The sequence below is a fragment of the Collinsella sp. BG-O-102 genome (assembly GCF_023656745.1).
Classification (GTDB): Bacteria; Actinomycetota; Coriobacteriia; order Coriobacteriales; family Coriobacteriaceae; genus Collinsella.
Window position 1 is genome coordinate 1 of record NZ_JAMOKO010000016.1, and the last position, 23480, is coordinate 23480.

Consider the following 23480-nt stretch of genomic DNA (forward strand, 5'->3'; position numbering starts at 1 on the left):
GCAGGTGCGGTAAGGGCTACCGCACGGGCCGATACTCAAAGCCCATTGTGGCACCCCGAGCCCGCGGAAAGAAGCTGCGCCGCGGGGGAGGCGGCCCCAATGGCTTTCTCATATCGTCTTTTGCTCGCACATTCCTCTTCTCGACGAGCAATTCCGGGCTACCTAAAGGAGAACATGGATGAAGCTGTTTTTATGTTCGCACTTTTCAAGTGTAGGAAGTTTGATAAAAGAAGAAATTGATAACAAGAAAGTCGCATTTATTCCCACAGCTTCGCTGCGTGAAGGCTACACCGGTTATGTCGGCTCGGCTCGAAAGCTATTTAATACACTGGGAGCAACCGTAACTGAAATTGATATTTCAACGGAGGCTTATTCAACGATACAGTCCGTTTTTGAAGATGCGGATGTGATTTATTTTACCGGTGGAAATTCTTTCTTCCTTATGGACCAGCTCCGTAAAACGGGAACGGATGAGCTGTTGAAGAAGGAATTGGCAAAGGGAAAACTGATGATCGGTGAATCGGCAGGTGCGATTATATGCGCTCCTACCATCCAATATATTGAGCAAATGGATGAAAAGCCGGAGGACTACTCACAGGAAGATGATGCAGGGCTTGATTTGATCGATTTCTATGTTCTTCCGCATTATCTTACGGCACCATTTAAGAAGGTTACCGAGAAAATAATGACTGAGTTTTCGGATTTGAATCTATGCCCAATTAACAACCGTCAGGGAATTGTAATTGATGGTGAAGGCTCAAAGGTTATTTGCAAAGACTAATTTGAAAATTCGAGTGTCCTTGAATTTTCGGACAGTGCATGATACAAGGTAATTGGTTTTCCGTTAGGAAGGCTTCCAAGTGCCGGGGACGTTTTTCCCGGCTTTTTTCTTATCCATGAGAGCAATGCGGGAACTCAGCATCTTCGTCGACGAGTCGGGAAGCGACGGCCTCTCCGACCGCCACTACCTGCTCACCGTCGTCATGCACGACCAATCCGAGAGCATCGCGGATTCGATCGCGGCATATGAGGGCGCCCTTCGCGCCAAGGGGCTCCCGGACATACCCTTCCATGCGTCGCCGCTCATGAACGGCAAGGACCAGTACTCGGGGCTCGACCTGAGGACGCGCAAGATGATGCTCGGCTCGTTCCGCGTCTTCTTCCGCCACACGCCTGTGAGGTACCGCACCCTCGCATACGCGACCAAGCAGTTCGCCTCGCTCGACAAGCTCGCGGGGGCGATGCGAAGGGATATCGTGAACTTCCTGTTCGACAACCTCGCGGAGCTGCAATCCTACGATATGGTCAAGGTCTACTATGACTACGGCCGGCGCTCCATCGCCGAGTCGCTGCACCGCGCAATCGAGTACGCGCTGTCGAAGGACGCCGTCGTCTACCGATCGGCGCAGCCCTCCGAGTACCGGCTTTCGCAGGCGGCGGACTACATCTGCACCATGGAACTCACGGCAATCAAATACGCGGAGCACACCGCCACCGCGACGGACGAGAAGTTCTTCGGCAAGTGGTCCGATTTCAAGAAGGGCATACTGAAGGAGACGCGCAAGAAGCTCGTCTAGAGAGGCGATCAGCCCTTGGCGGAGCGTTTACCGACAATGGAGTCTGTTACGCGGGGGGGGGTGTTGATAAGACGCCACTTAGCTGCATAATAGGTTCCAGTTAGAAACCCTCGGGTTTGCGGGGCGGGATCGTGAAAGCGATTCTGCCCTATTTTTTTGCCCCTATTTCTTGCATGCCTCAATGGCTTCCGCATTCGCTCCCCATTGGTTCAGAAAGGGTTCGGGGAAATCGTCGAGTTGATTGCGCCCTCGCGTTTTACAAAATAGAGCGCAAGGCCCTTTAGCTCGACTTATTGCCTTTTGAGCCCCGCCGCTCGTCCATCCCAGCTTGCCCAGACGGCCCTCCCGCGGTGCCCGTGTCCCAACGGATGGGTACCATTTATCCGGGTGCACCTGGGGCAACGGGCCGGCAGGCCCGCGCAAGGTCGCTCGCATAACACGCAACATCAAACACGACAGAAGAGGCGAACGACAGATGCCGGACCCCGGACGACAGCACCGCGGAAGACGAGCATTCCGACCGCAACCGAACAACTCCAGCTACTAGGCAGGCGCCCGCATGGGCGCCTTTTACTTTTCAGGGACTTAGCTGCCGGCTAAGACACGCGGCTCATGGCCGTTTCGTGAAGACGCGACCAGCTCGACCCACCTCGACCCGTCTCCTCTCCTGCCGTGCTCACCAATCGACATCAGGCGGTTCAATCGTCGCGCAGACGAAAAGGGACACGGTGCCGTGCGGGGTGCCCGCGCGGTGCCGCACGGGAAGATTGGAGGAACCATGGCACGCACAGCCGAATGCGCCGCGCCCGAGGGAAGCCAAGATCGGGACGAATGGATGACGGTGATCGAGATGCAGGAGTACATGAGGGCGAGCCGAAACAAGGCGTACGACCTCATCTGGTCGGGAGAGATCGACTCGTACAGGCTCGGAAGGAAGCTCCTGGTGTCGAGGGCGTCGGTGGACGCCTACATCGAGTCGAGGAGCGGCAGGAGATGACGGCGGCGACCGCCCCGGGAGCCGCCCGCGGCCGGGCACGCGAGGGAGCCTCGAGACGAAAGGAGCTCGAGGACGACCATGACCAAGAGCACTAGCAGGAGCCAGGTGAGGCTCATCGCATCGACCAACGCGATATTCGGCGCCGACGAGGCGTGCGCGATGCTGCGCATCAGCCGCGACGCCATGTACCGGCTCGCCAAGGACCCTGACGACCCGTTCCCGATCCGCTACATCGGCGGCAAGACACGCGACGGCATCGTGCTGCACGACGAGCTCGTCGCATGGGTCGAGCGGAACAGCATCGTCGGCTCGCCCAGAAGGGGCTAGCGCCGATGGCGGCCACAGGCCCGAAGGGGCGCGACGGCCCCTCCCCGCGCGAGTTCACGACGGTACGGCACTTCATGATGGCGGACCTGGGCCTCTCCGGCCTTCCCCTGCTCGTCTACGCGCGCATCTTCGGCTTCTGCGACGCCGGGTGCGGCTATTTCGAGAGCAAGGGCGGCCTGGCCCGGTTCCTCAACGTGCAGGAGCGCAGCGTCCACCGCGCCATCCGCGACCTGCTCGACCGGGGCCTCATCGAAGAGTGCGGCATGCACGCCCCGGCGCGCGGGCACGCCACCAAGCGGTACCGCATCGTGCGCGAGAGGCTGCCGCCCGGAGCGCTGGCAACCCCTGACGAATCGTCAGGGTTCCCGGCGCGAAAGGGTGACGAAATGACAGGGTTCGCCGAGAACAAGGATGACGAACCGTCAGGGTTCGCAGCCCGAACCCCTGACGAGATGACAGGGAAACCCCTGACGATATGCCACCCAATAAGCAAAAGGGACAACAAGGACTTCAGAAGATAAGGAAGGGGCGCCCGATGGACCGAGCGGGACTCATCACCCTGGAGCAGGCCCGCGCGGCCGGGCTCTCCTTCGACGAGCCGGAGCCGAGGGCGTGCCCGCACTGCGGCGCCGCCCTCGATCCGCTCGGCGCGGCGCTGGCGGGCAGGGTCGCCTGGGTCTCCGCCGCCCCCTGCCCGTGCGAGGGCGCGGCTCGCGAGCGGGAGGCCGAGGCGCGAAGGCGCGCGGCCCTCGCCGCCAAGGAGGAGGCCGCCCGCCGGGAGAAGGCGCTCTCGCGCGCGGGCATCCCCAGGCGCTACTGGGCCGCCGAGGCCGACCGCCCCGAGTTCGCCGAGTACATCGCCTCGTTTGCGGGCAACGGGGGCGCCGGGCTCTACATACACGGGGGCGTCGGCGCCGGCAAGACGCACGCCGCCTCCGCCATGGCCAGGCTGTTCGCCGAGGCCGGCTACGACGTCGCCTTCACGACGGCCAAGGGCATGCTCGAGCGCGTGAAGGCGACGTTCGACGAGGGCGGCACCGAGGCCGCCGTCGCGCGGTACGCCAAGTGCGACGTGCTCGTGCTCGACGACCTCGGCAAGGAGGACGCGACGGAATGGTCCGTCGGCACCGTGTTCAGCGTGCTCGACGCGCGCTACGAGGACATGCGCCCGACCATCGTCACGTCGAACTACGCGCCCGGAGCGCTGGCGGACAGGCTCGCGAGGCGCGGCGAGCGCGTAACGGCAGAGGCGATCGCGAGCAGGATCTCCCAGACCTGCAGGACCGTCTACCTGGGCGGAAGGGACAGGCGCCGCCTCGGCTAGCTTGTGCGCTTCCCGTGGAGGCGCGGACGGCTCGACCCGGCTCGACCCGTCGCGGGCGGCCCCACTCTCTACCGCAATCGAAATCGCTATACACGTCTTGGGCGGCGCCGACGCGCCGGCACGCGCGCCTGCTCCGACTCGCACCGTGCCCCCATCGCGAGGACGCCGCCCGCCAAACGAGAAACGAAAGGCGGAGGGCCCATGGACGGCTTCGAGAGGATAACCGGCCGCGAGCACGACGGGCTCGTGGAGAAGTGCCAGGAGAACGGCTGGCTCAAGGTCGGCGGCTTCGACTGGCAGGACGACCCGTTCCTCGAGGAGCACCCCTACGAGTTCTCCCGCACGGACAGCGTCGACAGGCTCCGCGAGGCGCTCGGCTCGGGCAACTGGGCCATACGCCAGGGGTTCTGCTACCGCGACCTCGCGTTCATCCAGCAGGTGAACGGCGGCGACGAGTGGTGGACGCTCAAGCGCGACGGCGACGCGTGGACCGGCTTCGAGAGCTGGAGCTTCGGCGCCATCGCCCAGGAGCCCGAGCGGTTCGAGCGCGCCATGCGCGACATGTGCGAGGCGACGCCCGAGCAGTGCCGCAGCGGCGAGTGGGCCCATCTGCACGAGAAGGCGCCCGAGCCGCTGGCGAAGCGCGCCGCGTCCGCCCGCGAGGCGAGCCGCGCGCACGCCGGGCAGGAAGCACGCGCCCCAATGGCGCGCGAGAGGGCCGTCGGGGCCGAATAGGGACGACCGGGGCGCGAAGGCGCCCCTTTTTCATCTCGACTGGAAGGGAGGCGCGGGATGGCGAGCGACTACGGGGACGAGGCGGGCGGCAAGCTGCTCGACTGGATGCTGAGGATCGGCCAGGAGGCCGGCGCCGAGGCAATGGCGCGCAGCGCGAGGGAGCTCTCCGAGCGCCTCGCGGGAATCCGCGGGACCATCGCCGGCGGGCGCGCCGAGGCCATCGCGGCCGAGGGCGTGCCGACCTACGCGAAGCTCAGCCTCGAGGAGCTCTCTGGGCTTCCCGAGTACGCGACGATCAAGGAGGTCGTCTCCGACAAGCTGCGCGCCGCGTCGGTCGAGCACCACATCATCCCCGGCGAGGGCCGCGACTGGCTGCTCTTCAAGGTGGAGGACGCGCCCGAGGTCGACGAGGCCTTCCGCCAGCTGGAGCAAGAGACGGGAAAGGCCGCCGATCGCGCAAGGGAGCGGCTCTCCGAGATAGCCGAGAGGCGCCAGGCGCCCGAGCGGCTGGCCGAGCGCGCCGAGCGGGCGCGCGAGGCTTCGAGAGCCCACAGCCAGGGCATCGGCCGGGACCGCGGCCCGCGCCAGATCGAGGGGCCCGAGAGATGAGGTGGCAGGCGGCGGCCGCGCTGGCCGCGGCGGCGTTCGCCGCGGGAGACTTCGCGGCCGCGGCAATCGCGGCGTCGGGCGCGAACCCGATCCTCGACCCGGAGGCCGCCATGGCGGCGATCCCCGCGGCGCTCCGCGCGGGGCGCGTCTTCTCTGCGGAGGCGCTTCCCCTGTGCGCCGGGACCGCCTGCGCGTGCGGCGCGCTCCTCGCCTGGGCCCGCTCACTGGGGACCAAGGGGGCCCGGCGCGACGGCGAGGAGCACGGTAGCTCCAGGTGGGCCACGCGCAAGGACATCGCGCCCTTCGGCGACCCCAAGGACCCCGACAACAACATCATCCTCACCGACAACGCGCGCATCCGCCTCGTGAGCCGCAGGTTCGACCTCTCCACCGACACCAACGACAACGTGCTCGTGGTGGGAGGGCCCGGTACCGGCAAGACGCGCTACTACGTCAAGCCGAACCTCCTGCAGGCCAACGCCAGCTTCTTCGTGACCGACCCGAAGGGCACGCTCATCCGCGAGATGGGCGGCGCGCTGGCGGAGCTCGGCTACGAGATCCGCGCGTTCGACACCATCGACTTCTCGCGCTCCATGCGCTTCAACCCCATAGCCTACATACGCGACGAGGCGGGCGTCATCCGCTTCGCCCGCGGCATCGTCGCCAACACCGAGGGCGAGGCCGACCACAAGGGCGACCCCTACTGGGAGAAGGCCGAGCGGCTGGTCTACACCGCGCTCACGGCCTACCTCGTCATGCACTGCGAGCCCGCCGACCGAAACCTCGACGGGCTGCTCACGCTGCTCTCGCTCGCCGATGCCCGCGACGACCCGGGCTACATGAGCCCGCTCGACATGGTGTTCCGCGAGCTGGAGACCGGCGAGCGCTACGTCAGGCGCGGCGGCGCTTCGGCGGAGGGCGGATCGCTGCGCGGCTTCGCCGAGGAGGACGGCGCGTGGGAGTGGGTCAAGGTCCGCGAGCCGGCGCCGCCCGACGACTTCGCGCTCGCGAGCTACCGCGAGTTCCGCGTGGCCGCCGGCGACACCATGAAGTCGATGCTCTCGAGCTGCAACGTCCGCCTGAAGCCGCTTTCCATCCGCGCCGTGCGCGACCTCACCTCCAAAGACGAGCTCGACCTCGCCCACATGGGCGACGAGGGCGCCAAGGTCGCGCTCTTCGCGTCGATGAGCGACACCGACTCGACCTTCGACTTCCTGTTCGCCCTGCTCATGGACACGGCCGTGAGCGCGCTCTGCGCCGAGGCGCTCGAGGCGCACGGCGGCTCGCTGCCCACGACGGTGCACTTCGTCTTCGACGAGTTCGCCAACATCGGGCGCATACCCGACTTCGAGCGCACCATCGCCGTCACCCGCAGCAGGAACATCGCCGTCTCGATGATCGCCCAGTCGCTCTCGCAGCTGAAGGAGACCTACGGCGACAACAACGCCGAGACCATCGTGAACGCCTGCGACACGCTGCTCTACCTGGGCGGCAAGGCGAACGAGACCAACGAGGAGATCAGCAAGATGGCCGGCAAGCAGACGGTGGCGAGCGAGACGCAGAGCGACTCGCGGGGCGCCGGCTGGACCCGGACCGTGAACCGCGGCGTCTCCGAGCGCGACCTCATACAGCCCGCCGAGGTGGCGCGCATGCCGCGCGAGGACGCGCTCGTGCTCGTGAACGGGTGCATGCCGCTCATGGACCGGAAGTACCGGCTCGAGCGCCACTCGCGCTCGCGCCTGCTCGAGCAGGCCGCGCGCCGCGGCCCGTTCGACTTCGCGGAGTACCGCAGGCGGAAGGATGGCCTCTCGTGACGGGGCCGCGAAGGGCGCGGGCCTCCCCCGCCGCGGGGGAGGAGCAGAAAGGAACATCGTCAACCGAAAGCAAAGGAGAGCAGCATGCTCGCAAACGTCATCAAGCTCGTGTCGGGCTGCGTGACCTTCCTCGGCGGCTTCCTGGTCGTGTGGGGAGCGGTCTCGCTCGGCCTGGCCATCAGGGAGCAGCAGGGCGGCCCGCAGATCGCGACCGCCATTTCCACCATCGCCGGCGGCGCGATCATCATCGCCGCGTCGGTCTACTTCGGGCAGCTGGACACGTCCTGGCTGCCGGCATAGGGGGCGTCGCGGATGGCGCTCAGGATACCGGTGCAGAAGGACATCGGGGAGTACGAGGAGAAGATCGTCGGGAAGATGAGCCTGCGCACGCTCGCCTGCGTGTCGCTCGGCTTCGGCAGCGCGGTCGGGGCGGCGGCCTTCGTCCACCTGGGCCTGCGCGCAGACGTCGCGGACGTGGCCTTCCCGATCATGCTCTGCAGCATGCCGTTCTGGCTCGCCGGGTTCTGGCGGCCCTTCGGCATGCGCGCCGAGGAGCTGCTGCCTCTCCTGGCGGCCCACGAGCTCTCCCCGCAGCTGCTCGCGTACGAGCCCTGCCTCGCCGCGAGCCTCCCCGAGGGCTCGCCGCGCCCGGGCCGCCCGGGGCGTCGCGCGAGGCGCAGGGCCAGGAAGAAAGGAGCCGAGCTCTATGAGCCGAGCAAGAACCAGCAAGGAGAATAGGCCGAAGCGCCCGAGCACCCTCGGGCTGCTCCTCGGCGGCACGGGCGGGCGCAAGGACGCCTCGAAGGGCGCGGAGGCCGAGCGGCAGAGGCGCCGCCGGGAGCGCGACCGCTCGCGCGAGATGGCCGCCTACGTCGGCTACGACGCCATGTACAGGGACGGGATCGCCCAGGTGATGCCGGGGGTGTTCAGCCAGACGGTCGAGTTCTCCGACATCAGCTACCAGTCCGCGCGCAAGGAGGCGCGCGAGACGGCCTTCACCGTGATGAGCTCGCTGTTCAACTACTTCCCGGCGGACTCCCACGTGCAGCTCCAGGTCGTGAACGCGCCCATCCCCGCCGACGAGGTCGGCCGCAAGGTCTTCTTCGAGCCCGGGGAGCGCGCCACCGCCGGGCTCGCCGAAGAGTACAACCGGGTCCTCAACGACAAGATGCGCGAGGGGGTCTCGAACCTCGTGCGCCACCGCTACCTGACCTACGCCGTGGGCGCCGACGACGTCGACGCCGCGGTGCCCAAGCTCGCGCGCATCCGGGGCGACGTGGAGCAGACCCTCGCGCGCATACGCTGCTCGTCGCGCGCCCTCGACGGCGCCGAGAGGCTCGAGCTTTTGCAGGGGCAGCTGCGCCCGGGGTCGCGCTTCGAGTTCTCCTGGGACAAATTGTCCCCGACGTCCGGCGCGCGCACGAAGGACTTCGTCATGCCCTCCACGCTCGACTTCAAGCCCGAGGGCAGGTCCGACTGCTTCTGCAGCGACGGGCGCTACGGCGCGGTGCTCGCGGTGCGCAGCTTCGGGTCGGTCATCGAGGAGACCTACCTCGCCTCCATCATCGACCTGCCGCTGCCGCTCAACGTGACGCTGCACGTGCAGCCCATCGCGCAGAGCGAGGCGCTCGCGCTCGTGAAGCGCCAAATCGACTGGATGGACAAGGAGATCATCGACGAGCAGATGAGCGCCGTGAAGAAGGGCTACGACTACCAGATCCTGCCGCCCGAGCTGCGCTTCTCGAAGGAGGAGGCCGAGGAGCTGCTCGACTTCCTGCGCAACAAGTCCGAGCGCCTGTTCGTCTACACGGGCCTCGTCTACACCTGGGCCGACAGCCTCGAGGAGCTCGACCGCCGCGTCCAGCAGGTGACGAGCGTCGCGCAGGGCTGCACGATCGGCCTCGAGCCGCTCCACTTCCGGCAGCGCCAGGCTCTCAACTCGGTGCTCCCGCTCGGGGACAACCACGTCGCCGTGAGCCGCTACCTCACCACGGGGCAGGTGGCTATGCAGATGCCCTTCGCCAGCCAGAGCCTCGACGAGGCGGGCGGAGGCTACTACGGGCAGTCCAAGGAGAGCGGGAACCTGGTGCTGTGCGACCGCAAGCGCCTGGCGAGCCCCATGGGCTTCGTGTGCGGCAAGCCCGGCTCGGGCAAGAGCTTCTCGGTGAAGCGCGAGATAACCAACACCGTGCTCGCGCACCCCGAGGACGAGGTCGTGATCTTCGACCCGGCCGGCGAGTACGGCAACCTCGTCGGCGCGCTCGGCGGCGCGAACGTCGAGCTCGCCCCGGGATGCTCGGCGGTGCTCAACCCCCTCGACACCGCCGACGTCGCGGACCGCGCCGACGCCGCCAAGCTCGCGTACAAGACCGACGCGGTGCTCGCGCTCTCGAGCGCGCTCATGGCCGAGGGCCGCGAGGGCCTGCCGGAGCGCGACCGCTCGATCATCGCCCGCTGCGTCGGCGAGGCGTACCGGGAGTGCGCGAGGGACGGCCGCCTGCCCACGCTCGGCGACTTCCACGCGGCGCTGCTCGCTCAGCCCGAGCCCGAGGCCGCCGACATCGCGCTGCGCTACGAGCGCTACGTGAAGGGCGCGTTCTCCTTCTTCAACGGCCAGAGCAACGTGGCGCTCGACAACCGCATCACCAACATCGACATGCACGGCCTCGGCCAGAACATGCGCGTGTTCGGCATGATCACGGCGCTCGAGATGGTGCGCAACCGCGTGATGGTCACGCCGCCGCGCCCCAACTACACCTGGCTCTACATCGACGAGGTGCAGAGCCTCTTCGCGCACCCGACGGTGGTCGAGTACTTCGCCCGCCTGTGGCGCGAGGGGCGCAAGTTCGGCCTCATCTGCACCGGCATCAGCCAGAACACGAGCCACATGCTGGCCAACGCCGAGGCCCGCGACATGGTGCTCAACTCCGAGTTCTTCCTGCTGCACAAGCAGTCCACCGCCGACCTCGACGCATGGGCGGAGATGCTCCAGCTCTCCGCCACGGAGCGCGGCTACATCGGCGACGCCGTCAAGCCCGGCGAGGGTCTGCTCATCAGCGCCGGGATCCGCGTGCCCATCACCGACGACTTCCCGAAAGGCCCGCTCTACGACCTGTGGAACACCAAGCCCGCAGAGGTCGCCGAGCGCGAGATGCGCCGAGCGGCGCGAGAGGCGGAGGAATAGGAATGGCCGGCCCGAGCGAGGGCGGCGGGATGCTCGAGGTGGTCGGGGCGCAGCGCCGCGACGTGCTCACCGCGGGCGACGTCGCGGAGACCGAGCGCGACGCCCTGGGAAACGTCTCGGAGGGCGCCGGCCCGCTCGACGAGGCGGGAGGCCCCGCCGCAACGGCGGAGGGGCGCCCTTCCAGGCCCGACGCGCCGGAAGGCGGGCTCGGGGACAAATTGTCCCAACCAGCCGGCGACCGGCGCGCGGCGGCCGCGATGCGCTCGCGCGTCGATGCGGCGAAGCTGGCGATCGCCAGGGAGGCCGTCTCCCAGCTCGACGACTCGGAGGAGCTCGAGGGCGCCTCGGGCATGTACGACGCGGGGCGTGCGGCCAAGAAGGCCGCGGGAGGGCTGCGGCAGAGGAAGGCGAAGAAAGCCGCCCGGGGCAGCCGCAAGGCGGCGACCGCCCTCGGCGCCCCAAAGGGAGGCGCGCGCGGCCCCGAGGCAGCCGGCGCGACCGCCCCGGCCAAGCACCAGGCGGCCCAGGCGGCCGCGCAGGCGTCGGGCGAGGCGGCCCGCGCCGCGGGGTCGAAGGGCGCCGCCTCCGCGATCGCGGGCGCGGTCTCGGGCGCGGCGCCCGCCCTGCTCGGGGCGGTGGCCGGCATCGTGGCCTTCGTCGCCTGCGCGCTCGCCGTCGCGCAGCTGCTGAGCGCGCTGTTCGGCTTCTGGGACGACGCGGCCTCCAAGCAGGGCCTCGAGGGGCTGCCGCCCTACATCACCTACGAGATGGTCGAGGCGGCGCTCGAGTGCCAGGAGGAGTACGGGCACCCGGCGGGCTGCACCATCGCGCAGATCATCCAGGAGTCCGGCCAGGGCGACCGCATGAGCCGGCTCGCAGAGCGCGACCACAACCTCTTCGGCATGAAGTGGTGGTCGGGCTACGCGGGCTGCCCCGAGGTGGCCGGCAAGGCGAACTGGGCCACCAGCGAGGAGTACGTGCCCGGCGAGCACACCCAGATCACGGCGAGCTTCATCCGCTTCACCGGCGACGCCGATTGCATCCGCTTCCGCAGCAGGGTCTTCCTGCAGGCGGAGCGCTACTCGGGCAACGCCCTCATCCGCGAGGCGATCGAGAGGCACGACTCGGACAGGATGGCCGAGGGGCTCAAGGACGCCGGCTGGGCGACCGACTCGTCCTACGTCGAGTCCCTGAAGTCGATCATGGCGCAATGGGGCCTCTACAGGTTCGACTCCATGACGGTCGAGGACCTGAAGGACCCGGCCGCGAACGGGAACGCGATCGTCGAGGCGGCGTACAGCCAGCTCGGCGTGCCCTACGTGTGGGGAGGCTCGACCCCCGGCAAGGCGCTCGACTGCAGCGGGCTCACGCAGTACTGCTACGCGCAGGCGGGCATCCGCATAAGCCACTACACGGGTTCCCAGTACGAGGAGCTCAGGCGCATACCGCTCTCGGAGGCGAAGCCCGGCGACATCCTCTACCGCTCGGGCCACGTGGCCATCTACATCGGCGACGACAGGTACATACACGAGCCGCGAACGGGCGACGTGTGCCGTATAGCGAGCGGCATCGGCAGCTTCAGCTGCGCGCTCACCGCGAGATAGGAGAAACCAATGCAGGGAAAGTCAAGGGTCATGGCCGCCGTCGCGGCAGGCGCGCTCGTCGTGGCGCTCGGCGCGGGCGCGGCGCGCTGCGCCATCGCCCCGCAGGAAGGCGCGCAGGATAGTCTCCAGGAGCAAGAGCAGCCCGCGGCTGCAGGCGCCGACGCGGCAACCGGGAAGGCCGCCTCGGGCGCCGAGGCGCTCTGGAACACCGCGTGGACGGGCGCCGACGACCCGACAGCCACGCTGCGGATCGTCGAGGGCGCCATGGTCGAGTGCGCGGGCGGCTCCGAGCGCGCCTGGTTCTTCTCGGCCGAGGAGCCCTCCGAGGCCGGCGGCGTGCTCAGCGTGCCCATCGAGGTCAAGGGAGCCGGCGACAAGGCGGGAGGGCTCTCGCTCATCCAGGTCTCGGGCGACGGGGACGCCCGCACCCTGGCATGCGACCTCCTGACGCAGGCCTACGTGCCCCAGAAGGCGCAAGACGGAGCGTTCTCCGTGACCGGCACCGACGACCGCCTCTCCGAGGCGCTGGGCGCGGATGCCGCCGCCATCGAGGAGGCCGTCGCCGGGAAGGCGGCGGAGGTGTCCCCGCAGGCGGCGGGAGCCTCCTGGGACAAGGAGGTGTGGCTCGACTACGCCGGGAACGTCGCGTCGACGACCTTCACGCTCGACGACCCCGCCTCGACGGTGGTCACCGTGGTCTCGCGCGGCGGCTCGCTGGAGGCGATGTAGCCGTGCGGGCGCTTGAATCGCGACGCCGAAGGGCGTTCGCCATCTCCGCCGCGACGGCATTCGCCCTCTGCGCGCTCCTGCTCGTCCCCGCGCAGCCGGCATACGCCGACATCGCCGGGGACGTCAACGAGTGGCTGTGCGGCCTCCTGCGCGACTGCTGCAACTGGATGTTCAAGGCGCAAACGGGCGTGCTCGGGTCGATCGGCGCGAACGGGATCCTCTCGGCCGACTTCGCGCACATGCTCACGAGCTCGAGCGACCTGACCATGCACGACGTCGCCCGGGGCGTATGGCAGGTTGCCATCCTGCCGATCGGGTGCGGGGTGCTCGGCCTGGTCTTCACCCTGAAGCTCATCGAGATCTCCCAGCGCATGGACGGCAGCCAGAGCCTTCCCGGCGTCAAGGAGGTCGTTTTCCTCCTCGTGTTCTTCGCCGTGTTCCTGTTCCTCATACAGAACAGCTTCGACCTGATGGCGTCGATCTACGAGGTCTGCGGGCTCGCCATCGACCGAGTCGAGGCGCTCTTCGGCGCCGGAGGCGCGCTCGACCTGCCCGAGGTGTCCGTCGTCACCACCGACGACGACGTCCCGTCGCTCATCGCCATGCTCGTCGTGAGCCTCATCAGCTGGGTCGTGGTGCTGGCGGCCTACGTCGTCGCCCTCGTGGTCTGCTGGGCCCGCGCGCTCCAGCTCTACATCATGGCCGCGTTCGCCCCGATCCCGCTGGCGTTCCTCGGCATGGACGCCACGCGCCAGATAGGCCTTGGCTACCTGAAGAGCTTCGGGGCGGTCTGCATCGCCGGCGTCATCATCCTCGTGCTGCTCATATCGTTCCCGCTCGTGCTCGGCGGGCTCACCGGGGCGAACCCCGGGACGGGCACCCCGGCCGACGCGGTCGCGAACGGGCTCACCTACGCGCTGCAGTACCTGGCCATGTGCGTGCTGCTCATCCTGGCCCTCGTGAAGAGCGGCTCCTGGGCGCGCGACATCGTGAGCGGCTTCTAGCGGAAAAGCGAGGAAGGGGGCGGTCGCCATGAGATAGGGGCGCCGCGCCGGGGCACGCGTCCCGGCGGATGAAGACAAGGACCGATTGAAAACGAAAAGGAGGAAAGACATGGAAGAGAGGAAGAACGTGTACCTCTCGCTGCACAAGAGCTTCGTGCGCGAGGGCATCGAGTACACCGACCGCGCGACCGGCGAGGCCAGGACCTTCAACTCGGCGACCCTTCCCAAGGGCACCGTCGTCGACGGCGTGGACGTGGGAGGCTACGAGTTCAGCCCCATGTTCGTGAACGAGAGCCGCTTCAAGGGGGCCGACTTCCGGGACATACCGCTGCTCGCGAACCGCGAGGTGTGGCTGAGGAAGACTGTGATGGGCCCGGACGGCCAGCCCGAGCTCGACGAGGGCGGCCGCGCGGTCAAGGACACCGTGAAGGTCATGCCGGCGCAGCTCAAGGAGGCCGTTGACGCAGGTCGCTCGCGCTACCTCGCGGAGCGCGCCGAGCACGCCCGCCAGGCGAGCCGCGCCGCCGAGCACGAGGCGCCCCGCGCCCAGCGAAGCGTCGAGAGATAGGGAGGCGGAAAGATGAACGCAGCGAAAGACTGCACCCTGCAGGAAAAGCTCCTCCGATGCGCCATGGCGCTCATCCTGGCGGCGGGGGCGCTGCTCGCCTCCGTGGCGGCCTCGCCCGCCTACGCCGCGCCGAGCACGGTCGACGTGTCCATCGGCGGCAAGATCCCCTACGGCGGCTTCGCCACCACGTGGATGAGCGCCGACGGGAACATCGCCTACTGCGCCGAGCCCTCGTCCCCGACGCCCGCGCCGGGCTCCTACTCGACGAGCCCCGTGCCGAGCGGCGACGTGACCGCGGCCATCTGGTACTCGTTCGGCTCTCCCGGCTTCGACGCGTCGATGTTCCCGGGCAGCTGGTACGACGGCGGCGGCTGGGACGACGCGAAGTACGCCGCGGCGAGCCATGTGCTGATCGCCTACGCCTACTCGGGGTCCGAGTCGGCGGCCACGCACGGCACGAGCTCCGAGTTCTCCTCCTGGGCGAAATCCGAGCTGATCGGCGGGACCTTCGCCAAGATGAAGGCGGGCGCCGGCAAGGTCTCCGCCGGGTTCGAGGCGTTCTGCGTCAGGACCGGCGGCGGCTCCCAGACGCTCGTGAGCTTCAGCTGGTCCGCAGGCGGCGTCAAGGTCGCCAAAGAGGACTCCGAGGCGGGCGCCGAGCCCCAGGGCGACGCCTCGCTCGACGGCGCGAGCTTCTCCGTAGTGAACGAGACCGGCCGCTACGTGCTGGTCGGCGGCAAGTACTACGCCGACGGCGAGGTCTGCGCCACGATCAAGACCGCGCCCGAGGACGGGTCGCACGTCGCCGCGACCGGCGCCGACGCGCTTCCCGCGGGCAATTACCGCATCGTCGAGTCCGGCGCGCCCGAGGGCTACGACGCCAGCGACGCCCCCGTCGCGTTCACCGTGAAGGCCGGCGAGGTGCGCGACCTCACGGGCGACCCCGTGACCGACGAGGTCTTCCGCGGCGGCGTGCAGGTGACCAAGTCCGACAAGGAGCTGCAGGCGTCCGAGGCGCTCGCGGGCAGCGGCCACAAGGAGGCGCCTGGCGAGCACCCCGGCCTCGACGGGATCGAGTTCACCGTCACGAACCGCTCGGCGCACAAGGTCCTCGTTGACGGAGAGTGGCGCGAGCCGGGCGAGGCCGTGGCCACGCTGACCACCGCATGGAACGACGAGGCCGGCGCCTACACCGCGCAGACCGCGGCCGACGCACTGCCGTACGGGACCTACGACGTGCGGGAGACGGCGACGAACGGGAGCTACCTGCTGACCGACGGCGAGCCCCGCGCCTTCGAGGTCCGCGCCGCCGGCGAGGTCGTGAGCGCCTCCGCGGACGGCGCCGCGCTCGAGTTCCGCGACCAGGTGGTGCGCAACGACCTCGAGCTCTCCAAGAAGAGCGAGTCCGACAACGCCGGCCTCATGGCCCCGTTCGCCATCGAGAACGCGGCCACCGGCGAGACTCACGTGCTGGTCACGGACCGCAACGGCGACGCGTCGACCGCGAGCAGCTGGAACAGGCACTCGAGGGACACCAACGCCAACGACGCCCTGCTCGGCCATGAGGGCCCGATTGCTGCCGCCGACATGGACCCGAAGGCCGGCATCTGGTTCTCGCTCGGCGAGGACGGCTCCTCGGCGCCGGTCGACGACTCGCTGGCGGCCCTGCCGTACGGCGCCTACACCATGACCGAGATGCGCTGCGATGCCAACGAGGGCCTCGAGCTCATCACGAGGAGCTTCTGGATCGATCGCGACTCGACGGTCGCGAAGGCCGTGTGGATGGGCCTCGACGACCAGGAGGGCCCGCGCATCTCCACCACGGCAAAGGACGGGGCGGACGGCGACAAGGACGTCTCGGCCGACGCCGAGGCCAAGGTCGTCGACGCCGTCGCCTACGAGGGCCTGAAGGCAGGCGAGGAGTACGAGCTCTCGGCCACCCTCGTCGACAAGGCGACCGGCGAGCCCGTGGCCGACGCCTCGGGCATGCCCGTGGAGGCCAAGGCCGAGTTCGCCCCCGCGCTCTCGACGGGCAGCCGGGACGTCGAGATCTCCTTCGACGCGAGCCTGCTCGGCGGCCGCGACCTGGTCGTGTTCGAGAGCCTGCGCAAGGACGGAGCCGAGGTGGCGTCGCACGCGGACCTCTCCGACGAGGGCCAGACCGTCCACGTCGCCGTCGAGGTGGGCACGCAGGCGGCCGACGCCGCCGACGGCGACCAGGTCGTCGAGGCCGGCAAGGCCAAGGTCGTCGACACGGTGGCCTACAAGGGCCTCGTCCCCGGCGAGACCTACATCGCCGTGGGCACGCTCATGGACAAGGGCACCGGAGAGCCGTTCCTCGACAAGGACGGCAACGAGGTGACCGCGCGCACGCCCTTCGAGCCCGAGGCGCCCTCCGGCACCGTCGAGGTGACCTTCGAGTTCGGCACCGAGGGCCTGGCCGAGGGAGACGAGCTCGTCGTCTTCGAGAAGGTCCTGGACTCCGCCGGCAACGTCGTTGCGGCCCACGAGGACATCGACTCCGCCGAGCAGAGCGTCGTCGTGGACAACCCCGACACGCCCGAGGTCCCCGAGGAGCCCTACGCCAAGACCGGGGCCGACGCCCCCGACGGCACCGGCTACGCCGTGGCCGCGGGCATCGCTCTGGCAGCTGCGGCGGGCGCGGGCGGAGCGCTCGCGTACCGCAAGCGCAAGGCGGCCGCGAGCAAGGACGAGGCGGCCGAAAAGCCGGAAGAGTAGCGGCAGCGCATCGACACCGAACCGGAGGCCCTGGGCGCCCGCCCGGGGCCTCCCCTGCGAACGGGGGAGGACATGAGCAAGGGGAAAGCCGCCACGGCGCTCGCCATTGCCGTGGCGTTGCTGGCGCTGGCGGCGCTCGCCGTCCTGCCGCAGCCCGAGAGGAACCCGTACGTGGTGCACGAGGTGCCCGCTGCGGAAGAGGACGCGACGATGGAGGTGAAGGAGACAGGAGGCGGCATCGACTGGGACGCCCTTCCCGCCTCCGTCGTCGCATGGGTGCGAGTGCCGGGCACGACCGTCGACTACCCGATCGTCCAGGGCCGGCCGGAATCGCCCGACTTCTACCTCACGCACGATGCTAACGGCGAGCGCTCCGCATGGGGCGCTCCCTACATCGACGCAGGCTGTGCGCAAGGAGCCGAAAGCCCGCTCGTCATCGTGTACGGGCACCACATGTCCGACGGCACCATGTTCGCGCCGCTCGCGCAGTACTCGTCGCGCGGTTTCGCCGAGGGGCACCGCACCATCCAGGTCTTCACCCGCGAGAAGGCGATCGAGCTCGAGGTCTTCGCGGCTGACGTGGTGGACGCGAGCTCGGAGGGAAAGCGGACCGACTTCGCAGACGCTGCGGCGCTCGACGCCTACCTCGGGGACAAATTGTCCCGATGCGAGGTCGTCCTGGAAGAGCCGAAAGACGTCGCCCAAGCCTGGGCCTTCGTCACCTGCAGCTACCAGACGAGCAACTCGCGCACCGTCGTCTACGCGAAGGAGGTGGAAGCATGGGATTCGCGCCCTTCGGAATAGGGCTCCTCGTGGGGGCTCCTCGCGCTCACGGCCTACGCCTGCTGCGCAGCCGGCGGCGACGACCGGGACTAGCCGTGGGAAATCGAAATCGCACAACGGAAAGAGGCGGGCAATTGCCCGCCTCTTCTCACATCACCCACTTGAACACGGCGCGGAACAGCCAGACGAAAAAGCCCAGCGTGACCTTAAGCGCCGCCATGAGGAACCTACCAAGCCTCTTCATCGACGTCACCCCAATCTTCCTTGACCTTGCGGGCGCCCTCGTCGGCGCCCTCTTCCTTCTCTTCCGCGAGCAGCCTCGCCAGCTCGTCGGGCACGCCCGGGACCTCCGCCCTCCTCAGAGCGCGCTGCAGGTCCCTTATCTGCGACTTCAGCGGTTTTGAGGGAGGGCCTACGTGCTCGCGGTAGCAGGCGCCGATCGCGGCCGCGTCGCACAGGAAGCCCCGCACCCGGGTGAACGCCTCGTCGCCGTCGAGCAGGACGCGGCGGGCTCGCCCGAGCTCGGCCTCCGAGGCCAGCATGAAGCGCCAACCGCGGGACCTGCGCGCCGCCGGGACGCCATCCGCGGGCGCGTCGGCGCGCCAGTCGTCGCGCACCTGGTGCCAGTTCGCCGTGAGCCAGAGCCCCTTCTCGGGCTCCTCCCGCATCTCGAGCTCGAACTCCGTGAGCATGTTCGCGCCGGAGAACGGTGACCCCTCCGTGAACGAGAGCGTGTCGAACAGCGTCGTCCTGCCGCCCTCGTACTCTATCCTCACCATCATCTCCGGCCCCTCTCCCTGCGCTGGTCCTGCTGGGCCCGCTGCCGCTCGGCGGCGAGGATGCGCTGCTGCTCGTCCGCTCGGTGGCACTGGCGCGAATTGCCGCTGGCATCGTCGCGCCCTTCACCGTCCCCGTAGCGGGTCTTGAGCGGCATGAGCCCGTTCTCTGCCATGTAGGCGCGCGCGGCCTCGAGGCGGCGGTACCCCTCGCCGCCCGCCTGGCCGCGCCGCTCGAGCGTCGCCATCCTGAGCCCGAACTCCTCGATGGACTCGACGTCGAACTTCGCGCACGTCTCGAGCGCCGAGGAGAGCCTGCTCAGCTCCGAGAGGTCGTTGAGCTCGAGGGCTCGCTCGGCGGCCTCGCGGATCCGCGCGGCGCTCGCGTCCGTGGGGCGGTAGGCGCCTTCGCGCTCGAAGCGCCGGCGCAGCATCTCCTTGCCGTAGACGAACCCCAGGCGCTCGCCGGTTACCTTCTTGGACGGTTCCTCCGCCAGGCTGAACACCCAGTCGTCCCGCCGCGCCTTGGCCGAGTTGTCGGCGACGTGCACGCCCAGGGCGTCGAGGATGCCGAGGAACTCCGCCTCGTCGCGCGCCGTGGTCTTGGCGAGCGCGACGCGGGCGCGGATGTCGCCGACCCACGAGTAGCCGCCCGAGCGCATGATCTCCTTCTCGGCCCGGCCCAGGTAGACGCTCCTGCGGCTCCTGGGCCCGCCCGCGCCGGCATGCCCGCGCGCCTTCGACGGCGATTCGGGAGCTCGATCGTTGGAGAGCCCCGACAGCCCGCGCTCGCGCGCCATGTCCTGCAGGTCTCGGTTGAGGTCCTCGGGGTGCTGGGTCTGCATGCGGTAGCCGGTGCGGAGGTTCGCGTTGTTCACGACGATGTGCGCGTGCGGTATGCCGCGGGCGTTGTCGTCGTGGTAGACGATGGCGATCTCGTGGTCGCCGAAGTGCTTGAGCGCCCACGAGCACGCGAGCTCGCGCAGCGCAGCCAGGTCGATGTCGTCGCCGGGGTCCGGCGAGAGCACGAAGTGCTTGAACGTGCGTGCGGGCTTGCCCCTCCAGGGTGCGTCCGTGCCGAACGCGGCACGCGTGGCATCCATCTCGGCGTCCCAGGCGCAGGCCTCCTTGGCGTCTTCCCCCAGCGCGCCGGCGTCGCGCTCGTCGTAGCTCAGGTTGAACAGGTCGCGCGCCAGGGCGCGGCCTCCCTTCTCGAGGTAGCGGCGAATGCCGCCCGTCGAGCCGTGGCCGCTTATTGGCTTCAGGATCGGCATGGCGAGCCCTCCACGAGCGAGTCGGCGCCGATGCGACCGAGCTCCGCCGCCATCTCTCGGGCCGCGGCGTTCACGTCGGCGAGCTCGCGCTCGATCGTCGGGACGCTCTCCGCGACGAGGTCGCGGTCGACGTGCCCGTGGCGGGCGTGGAAGTTGATGAGGTTCATCGCGTGCACGGCCTGGTTGTAGTGGTAGCCCCACTTCGTGAGCTCTCGCGACATCGCCCACAGGGCCCTGCGGTCCACGAGTATGCGGTGCTCGTCTCCCGCGTTGGCCTCCGTCGACAGCGGTATGCGAACGAGGTAGCGCAGGTACTCCGACTTGCTGAGGCCGGCGCGCTCGCACCGCTCGCAGAGCGCGTCGTAGTCGCCTCCCTCCATGCGGAACGTGACGCGGCGCTCCTTGCCTTTGGCGGCGCCGGCTTCCTCTTCCATGGCGGATTCCTTTCCTCGGGCCCGCCGCGCGGCGGGCGCGTCTCTCTAGGGGCGCGGGGAATCCCCCGCAGGCGGCGGCCCGGCTCGGGCGCCGCCTCTGGGACCGGGCCTCGCGAAAGCGGGCTCCCCAACGGCCCGCGGCATGACGGGTCCGAAGCCGCCCGGTCCCCAAGTGCTATGGACGCCCGACGCGATGTCGGACGCCATAGGCTACTTGCTGGATTTCGAATGCGAGGCCCTTCTTCGGACCTTCCGGGCTCCTGCGCCCGCCTCCGCGTAGGGCGCGGTCATGAGCGCCATCTCCCGCAGCAGCGAGAGGTCGGCAGCGCTCGGGCTCTCGGGCGGGCTCTCGAGGAAGTCGGCCACGAGCCTCGCGGCCTTCGCGATGCGCCCGTCGGGGCCGGCCTGCGTTTTGCTCTCGCTCCTCACGTAGTCGGAGAGCTCCCGCTTGGTGCGCCGCCAGGGCTCCATCGCGGCGTGCATCTCCGCCTGGCGCTCCTTCGGCATGCCCGCGAGCGAGCGCACCGCCTCGGCGCTGAGGTTGCCTCGGTCGGCCTCGGCGGCCCACTCGGGCGAGAGGTCCTCGGCGATCCTGCGGGCAAGCCTCTCCTCGCGCGCGATGGTCTTGCCGGAGACCTTGCGGCCCGTCTGCCGCTCGATGATGGCGGCCTTCACGTCGTCGACGCGCATGCCGGAAAGCGACGGGTCCTCGGAGCGCAGGCGCACGGCGTCGCCCCTGAGCGCCTCGGTCGCGGCGGCGCGCTCGGTCACGGTGAGCGCGCGGGTGAAGTAGTTCGCGGCGTGGAGCAGCGTCACCGCCCGCTCGTCGTCGATGCCCTCTATCACGCGGCAGGGCATCCTCTCGTAGGCGGGGTCGTCCTTGGCGAGCAGCGCGTAGGCGGCCTTGCGGCGGTGCCCGGAGACCATCTGCCACGAGCCGTCTCCGACCTTGCGCACCAGCGGCAGGTCGGTGAGGCCGTCCTGGCGTATCGACTCGGCGAGCTCGGCTATGCCGGCCGGGTCCATGGAGTACGCGGCGTTCGCCGGGTGGTCGGCGATGTCGGCCACCGCGATCTCGGACACCGGGTAGCGCCCGCGGGTGCGGGACGCGCCGTCGAGGAGCCCCGTGATGGTGAATCCCGCGGCCACCTGGCTAGGCGAGCTCACGGTACACCTCGTCGGCGAGGGCCTCGTAGTCGCGCGCGGGGCGGCTCCCCGGCTCGAAGGCGGCCACCGGCTTCCACTGCCAGCTGCCCTCGCAGACCTTGCTGCTCGCGTGTATGACCGTCTCGAACTGCTCGTCTGGGAAGAACCCGTCGAGCACGGCCGCGCCCGTGGTCTCGGCGTTGGTCATGCGGCCGGGCACGCAGGTGCGCAGTATCTTCCATCTGGGCGTGGGCATGCGCAGGGCGTCCGCGATTGAGCGCGTCGCCTCCACGGTGAGCGCCGTGCCGCGCATCACGGTGGAGTCGAGCTTCACGGGGATGACGACCATGCCGCCCTCCGCGGCGGCGAGGTAGGCGTTGAAGGCGAGCCTGCGCATCACGGGGCTGCAGTCGATGAGGCAGACGTCGTAGGAGCCCGAGGCGTCGTCGAGCGCGAACTTGAGGCGCTGCTCGCGCAGGAGCATCTCGTTCTGGTCGACGAGGTCGATGGTCGAGGCCACCACGTCGAGGTTCTCCCCGGCGGCGTAGGCGATCTCCTCCACGGGCGCGCCGCCGTAGAGCAGCTCGACCGATGTGCGCCGCTCGGAGGCGGCCCGGTCGTAGAGGCCGAAGAAGTCGGTGGCCGACGCCTGCGGGTCGAGGTCGACGAGCAGGGTCCGAAGGCCCCGGGCGGCGAAGATGGCCGCCAGGTTCACGGCGGTCGTCGTCTTGCCGACGCCGCCCTTGTAGTTGGAAATGGCTATCGTGCGCATGGGTCGCGTCCTCTCTAGCGTGGGGCGCGCCTCGCCGCATCCGGTCCGGCGCGCCCCGAGTCTCGGAGCGTCGGGACAAAATCGTACGGATTTGTCCGACAAGCGGAGTGTATCACGAAAACGTACGGATATGTACGCTTTCGTGGTACAGGGGCCGAGTTTCGGGGAAACCCGGCCCCGGGAGCCCGGGGCCGGGCGCGCCGCCTAGGAGAGCGGCTCCATCTCGCCGAAGCAGTTGACGTGGTGGCGCAGGAGCGCGCGGTTCTCCTTGACGACCATCATCGCCACCTCGTCGAAGCGGACCGGGGTGTCGGCGTAGTCGTCGCCGTTGCCGGCGAGCCACGTCGCCGCCAGCGCCTCGCGCAGCCCGCGCGCCCTGTGGGCCTCGGGGAAGCCGTCCGTCCCGATCCGGGCCGTGGCGTCGACGAACACCAGGGTCCCGTCCTCGTCCACCGCCACGAGGTCGATCCCGCCGATACCCTCGGGCCCCTGCCAGGCCTCGTCGACGATCTCGTAGCCCTTGCGCTCGAGGAAGGCCTTGACCGCGCCCATCGCCTTTTCCTTCATGTCGTTCATGTCTTGCTCCTTAGACTCTGAGGCCCGCCCCTGTGGCGTGCCTTGCGTCGCGTGAGTCGCATGCAGCGCGGGCGTGCCGGCAAGGGAGGAAGCGAAGTCGGACGTGGTTGTAGAAATCTCCCGACGTCAGTTTTTCGCGTTGTTCGCGCGCGCAGCGCATGGGGCGAAGAACCCGAAAAAGTGTCGCGGCCCTTGCGGGCCGCCTGCCGGCGTGCGACCCTGCGCGTCCAAGGAGCGCCGGGGCGGGTTTCGGGTCGGAGGGGCGGAGGCGTGCGGCATGGAACCGGCCATGGGCGCCGAGACCCTCCGGGCATGGGATGCGGCCCGTCGGCGGTTGCCGGGGCGCTCGCGAGGGTTACGTCGGGACGTCGCGTGGAGGACGGAGGCGCGTTTCCGAGTCGCGGCGCCGCTACCCTAATCGGGACGGCCTCTCCCGTGCCGCTTGCGGCCGATGTGCGCACGAGATCGCTGGCGGTGAGGCTTTTCGTTGCGCGGAACGGCTACGGTG

Annotated in this window: 24 protein-coding genes; 18 read left to right on the plus strand and 6 right to left on the minus strand. The window is 69.0% G+C overall.

Annotation, left to right across the window (positions count from 1 at the left end; translation table 11 throughout):
- Positions 1 to 178: 178 nt before the first annotated feature.
- The 18 genes from NBH09_RS08140 to NBH09_RS08230 all read left to right on the plus strand — a co-directional run bounded on the left by NBH09_RS08140 (position 179) and on the right by NBH09_RS08230 (position 18015).
- Complete coding sequence (locus tag NBH09_RS08140) at positions 179 to 781, plus strand: Type 1 glutamine amidotransferase-like domain-containing protein (RefSeq protein WP_250787660.1); 603 nt, start codon at positions 179 to 181, stop codon at positions 779 to 781.
- Between the two features lie 124 nt (positions 782 to 905).
- A complete protein-coding gene (locus tag NBH09_RS08145) occupies positions 906 to 1577 on the plus strand; it encodes a DUF3800 domain-containing protein (protein WP_250787661.1) in 672 nt (223 codons plus the stop codon).
- 778 nt (positions 1578 to 2355) lie between these two features.
- Positions 2356 to 2574 carry a helix-turn-helix domain-containing protein gene (locus NBH09_RS08150; RefSeq protein ID WP_250787662.1) on the plus strand — a complete coding sequence of 73 codons (219 nt, stop codon included), beginning with the start codon at positions 2356 to 2358 and terminating at the stop codon, positions 2572 to 2574.
- Positions 2575 to 2652: 78 nt separating this feature from the next.
- Positions 2653 to 2901: a helix-turn-helix transcriptional regulator gene (locus tag NBH09_RS08155; RefSeq protein WP_250787663.1), complete on the plus strand. Its 249-nt coding sequence runs from the start codon at positions 2653 to 2655 to the stop codon at positions 2899 to 2901.
- Between the two features lie 5 nt (positions 2902 to 2906).
- A complete protein-coding gene (locus tag NBH09_RS08160) occupies positions 2907 to 3422 on the plus strand; it encodes a hypothetical protein (RefSeq protein WP_250787664.1) in 516 nt (171 codons plus the stop codon).
- 14 nt (positions 3423 to 3436) lie between these two features.
- The gene (locus NBH09_RS08165) at positions 3437 to 4225 is read left to right on the plus strand and encodes an ATP-binding protein (RefSeq protein WP_250787665.1); all 789 of its coding nucleotides are present in this window, start codon (positions 3437 to 3439) and stop codon (positions 4223 to 4225) included.
- Positions 4226 to 4426: 201 nt separating this feature from the next.
- Positions 4427 to 4960 carry a peptide ABC transporter substrate-binding protein gene (locus NBH09_RS08170; protein WP_250787666.1) on the plus strand — a complete coding sequence of 178 codons (534 nt, stop codon included), beginning with the start codon at positions 4427 to 4429 and terminating at the stop codon, positions 4958 to 4960.
- 57 nt (positions 4961 to 5017) lie between these two features.
- Positions 5018 to 5569 carry a hypothetical protein gene (locus NBH09_RS08175; protein WP_250787667.1) on the plus strand — a complete coding sequence of 184 codons (552 nt, stop codon included), beginning with the start codon at positions 5018 to 5020 and terminating at the stop codon, positions 5567 to 5569.
- Between the two features lie 110 nt (positions 5570 to 5679).
- The gene (locus NBH09_RS08180; protein ID WP_284703139.1) at positions 5680 to 7383 is read left to right on the plus strand and encodes a VirD4-like conjugal transfer protein, CD1115 family; all 1704 of its coding nucleotides are present in this window, start codon (positions 5680 to 5682) and stop codon (positions 7381 to 7383) included.
- Between the two features lie 84 nt (positions 7384 to 7467).
- Positions 7468 to 7683, plus strand: coding sequence for a hypothetical protein (locus tag NBH09_RS08185; RefSeq protein WP_006234636.1), 216 nt, complete (start codon positions 7468 to 7470; stop codon positions 7681 to 7683).
- A gap of 12 nt (positions 7684 to 7695) precedes the next feature.
- The gene (locus NBH09_RS08190; protein WP_250787669.1) at positions 7696 to 8121 is read left to right on the plus strand and encodes a PrgI family protein; all 426 of its coding nucleotides are present in this window, start codon (positions 7696 to 7698) and stop codon (positions 8119 to 8121) included.
- Positions 8090 to 10567, plus strand: coding sequence for a VirB4-like conjugal transfer ATPase, CD1110 family (locus NBH09_RS08195; RefSeq protein WP_250787670.1), 2478 nt, complete (start codon positions 8090 to 8092; stop codon positions 10565 to 10567). The genes NBH09_RS08190 and NBH09_RS08195 overlap by 32 nt, the downstream gene beginning before the upstream one ends.
- A 2-nt stretch (positions 10568 to 10569) precedes the next feature.
- Positions 10570 to 12171 carry a C40 family peptidase gene (locus tag NBH09_RS08200; protein WP_250787671.1) on the plus strand — a complete coding sequence of 534 codons (1602 nt, stop codon included), beginning with the start codon at positions 10570 to 10572 and terminating at the stop codon, positions 12169 to 12171.
- Positions 12172 to 12201: 30 nt separating this feature from the next.
- On the plus strand, positions 12202 to 12900 hold the full coding sequence (locus tag NBH09_RS08205) for a hypothetical protein (RefSeq protein ID WP_250787672.1): 699 nt from the start codon (positions 12202 to 12204) through the stop codon (positions 12898 to 12900).
- 2 nt (positions 12901 to 12902) lie between these two features.
- Positions 12903 to 13904, plus strand: coding sequence for a VirB6/TrbL-like conjugal transfer protein, CD1112 family (locus NBH09_RS08210; protein ID WP_250787673.1), 1002 nt, complete (start codon positions 12903 to 12905; stop codon positions 13902 to 13904).
- Between the two features lie 109 nt (positions 13905 to 14013).
- A complete protein-coding gene (locus tag NBH09_RS08215) occupies positions 14014 to 14472 on the plus strand; it encodes a hypothetical protein (RefSeq protein ID WP_042433176.1) in 459 nt (152 codons plus the stop codon).
- Positions 14473 to 14484: 12 nt separating this feature from the next.
- Complete coding sequence (locus tag NBH09_RS10035; protein ID WP_284703137.1) at positions 14485 to 17211, plus strand: VaFE repeat-containing surface-anchored protein; 2727 nt, start codon at positions 14485 to 14487, stop codon at positions 17209 to 17211.
- 72 nt (positions 17212 to 17283) lie between these two features.
- A complete protein-coding gene (locus NBH09_RS08230) occupies positions 17284 to 18015 on the plus strand; it encodes a class B sortase (protein ID WP_250787674.1) in 732 nt (243 codons plus the stop codon).
- 206 nt (positions 18016 to 18221) lie between these two features.
- Here the strand turns inward: NBH09_RS08230 and NBH09_RS08235 are convergent, their stop codons facing one another.
- From NBH09_RS08235 to NBH09_RS08260, 6 genes are all read right to left on the minus strand, one after another.
- The gene (locus tag NBH09_RS08235; protein ID WP_250787675.1) at positions 18222 to 18776 is read right to left on the minus strand and encodes a hypothetical protein; all 555 of its coding nucleotides are present in this window, start codon (positions 18774 to 18776) and stop codon (positions 18222 to 18224) included.
- Entirely contained in the window at positions 18773 to 20044 is a 1272-nt protein-coding gene (locus tag NBH09_RS08240; protein ID WP_250787676.1) for a relaxase/mobilization nuclease domain-containing protein, read from the minus strand. The genes NBH09_RS08235 and NBH09_RS08240 overlap by 4 nt, the downstream gene beginning before the upstream one ends.
- On the minus strand, positions 20032 to 20478 hold the full coding sequence (locus NBH09_RS08245) for a CopG family transcriptional regulator (protein WP_085829995.1): 447 nt from the start codon (positions 20476 to 20478) through the stop codon (positions 20032 to 20034). Before NBH09_RS08245 ends, NBH09_RS08240 begins: the two co-directional genes overlap by 13 nt.
- A 210-nt stretch (positions 20479 to 20688) precedes the next feature.
- Positions 20689 to 21645: a ParB/RepB/Spo0J family partition protein gene (locus NBH09_RS08250; RefSeq protein ID WP_101677773.1), complete on the minus strand. Its 957-nt coding sequence runs from the start codon at positions 21643 to 21645 to the stop codon at positions 20689 to 20691.
- On the minus strand, positions 21632 to 22396 hold the full coding sequence (locus NBH09_RS08255; RefSeq protein ID WP_075279298.1) for a ParA family protein: 765 nt from the start codon (positions 22394 to 22396) through the stop codon (positions 21632 to 21634). The genes NBH09_RS08250 and NBH09_RS08255 overlap by 14 nt, the downstream gene beginning before the upstream one ends.
- Positions 22397 to 22600: 204 nt before the next feature.
- Positions 22601 to 22972, minus strand: coding sequence for a YraN family protein (locus NBH09_RS08260; protein WP_075279297.1), 372 nt, complete (start codon positions 22970 to 22972; stop codon positions 22601 to 22603).
- Positions 22973 to 23480: the final 508 nt, after the last annotated feature.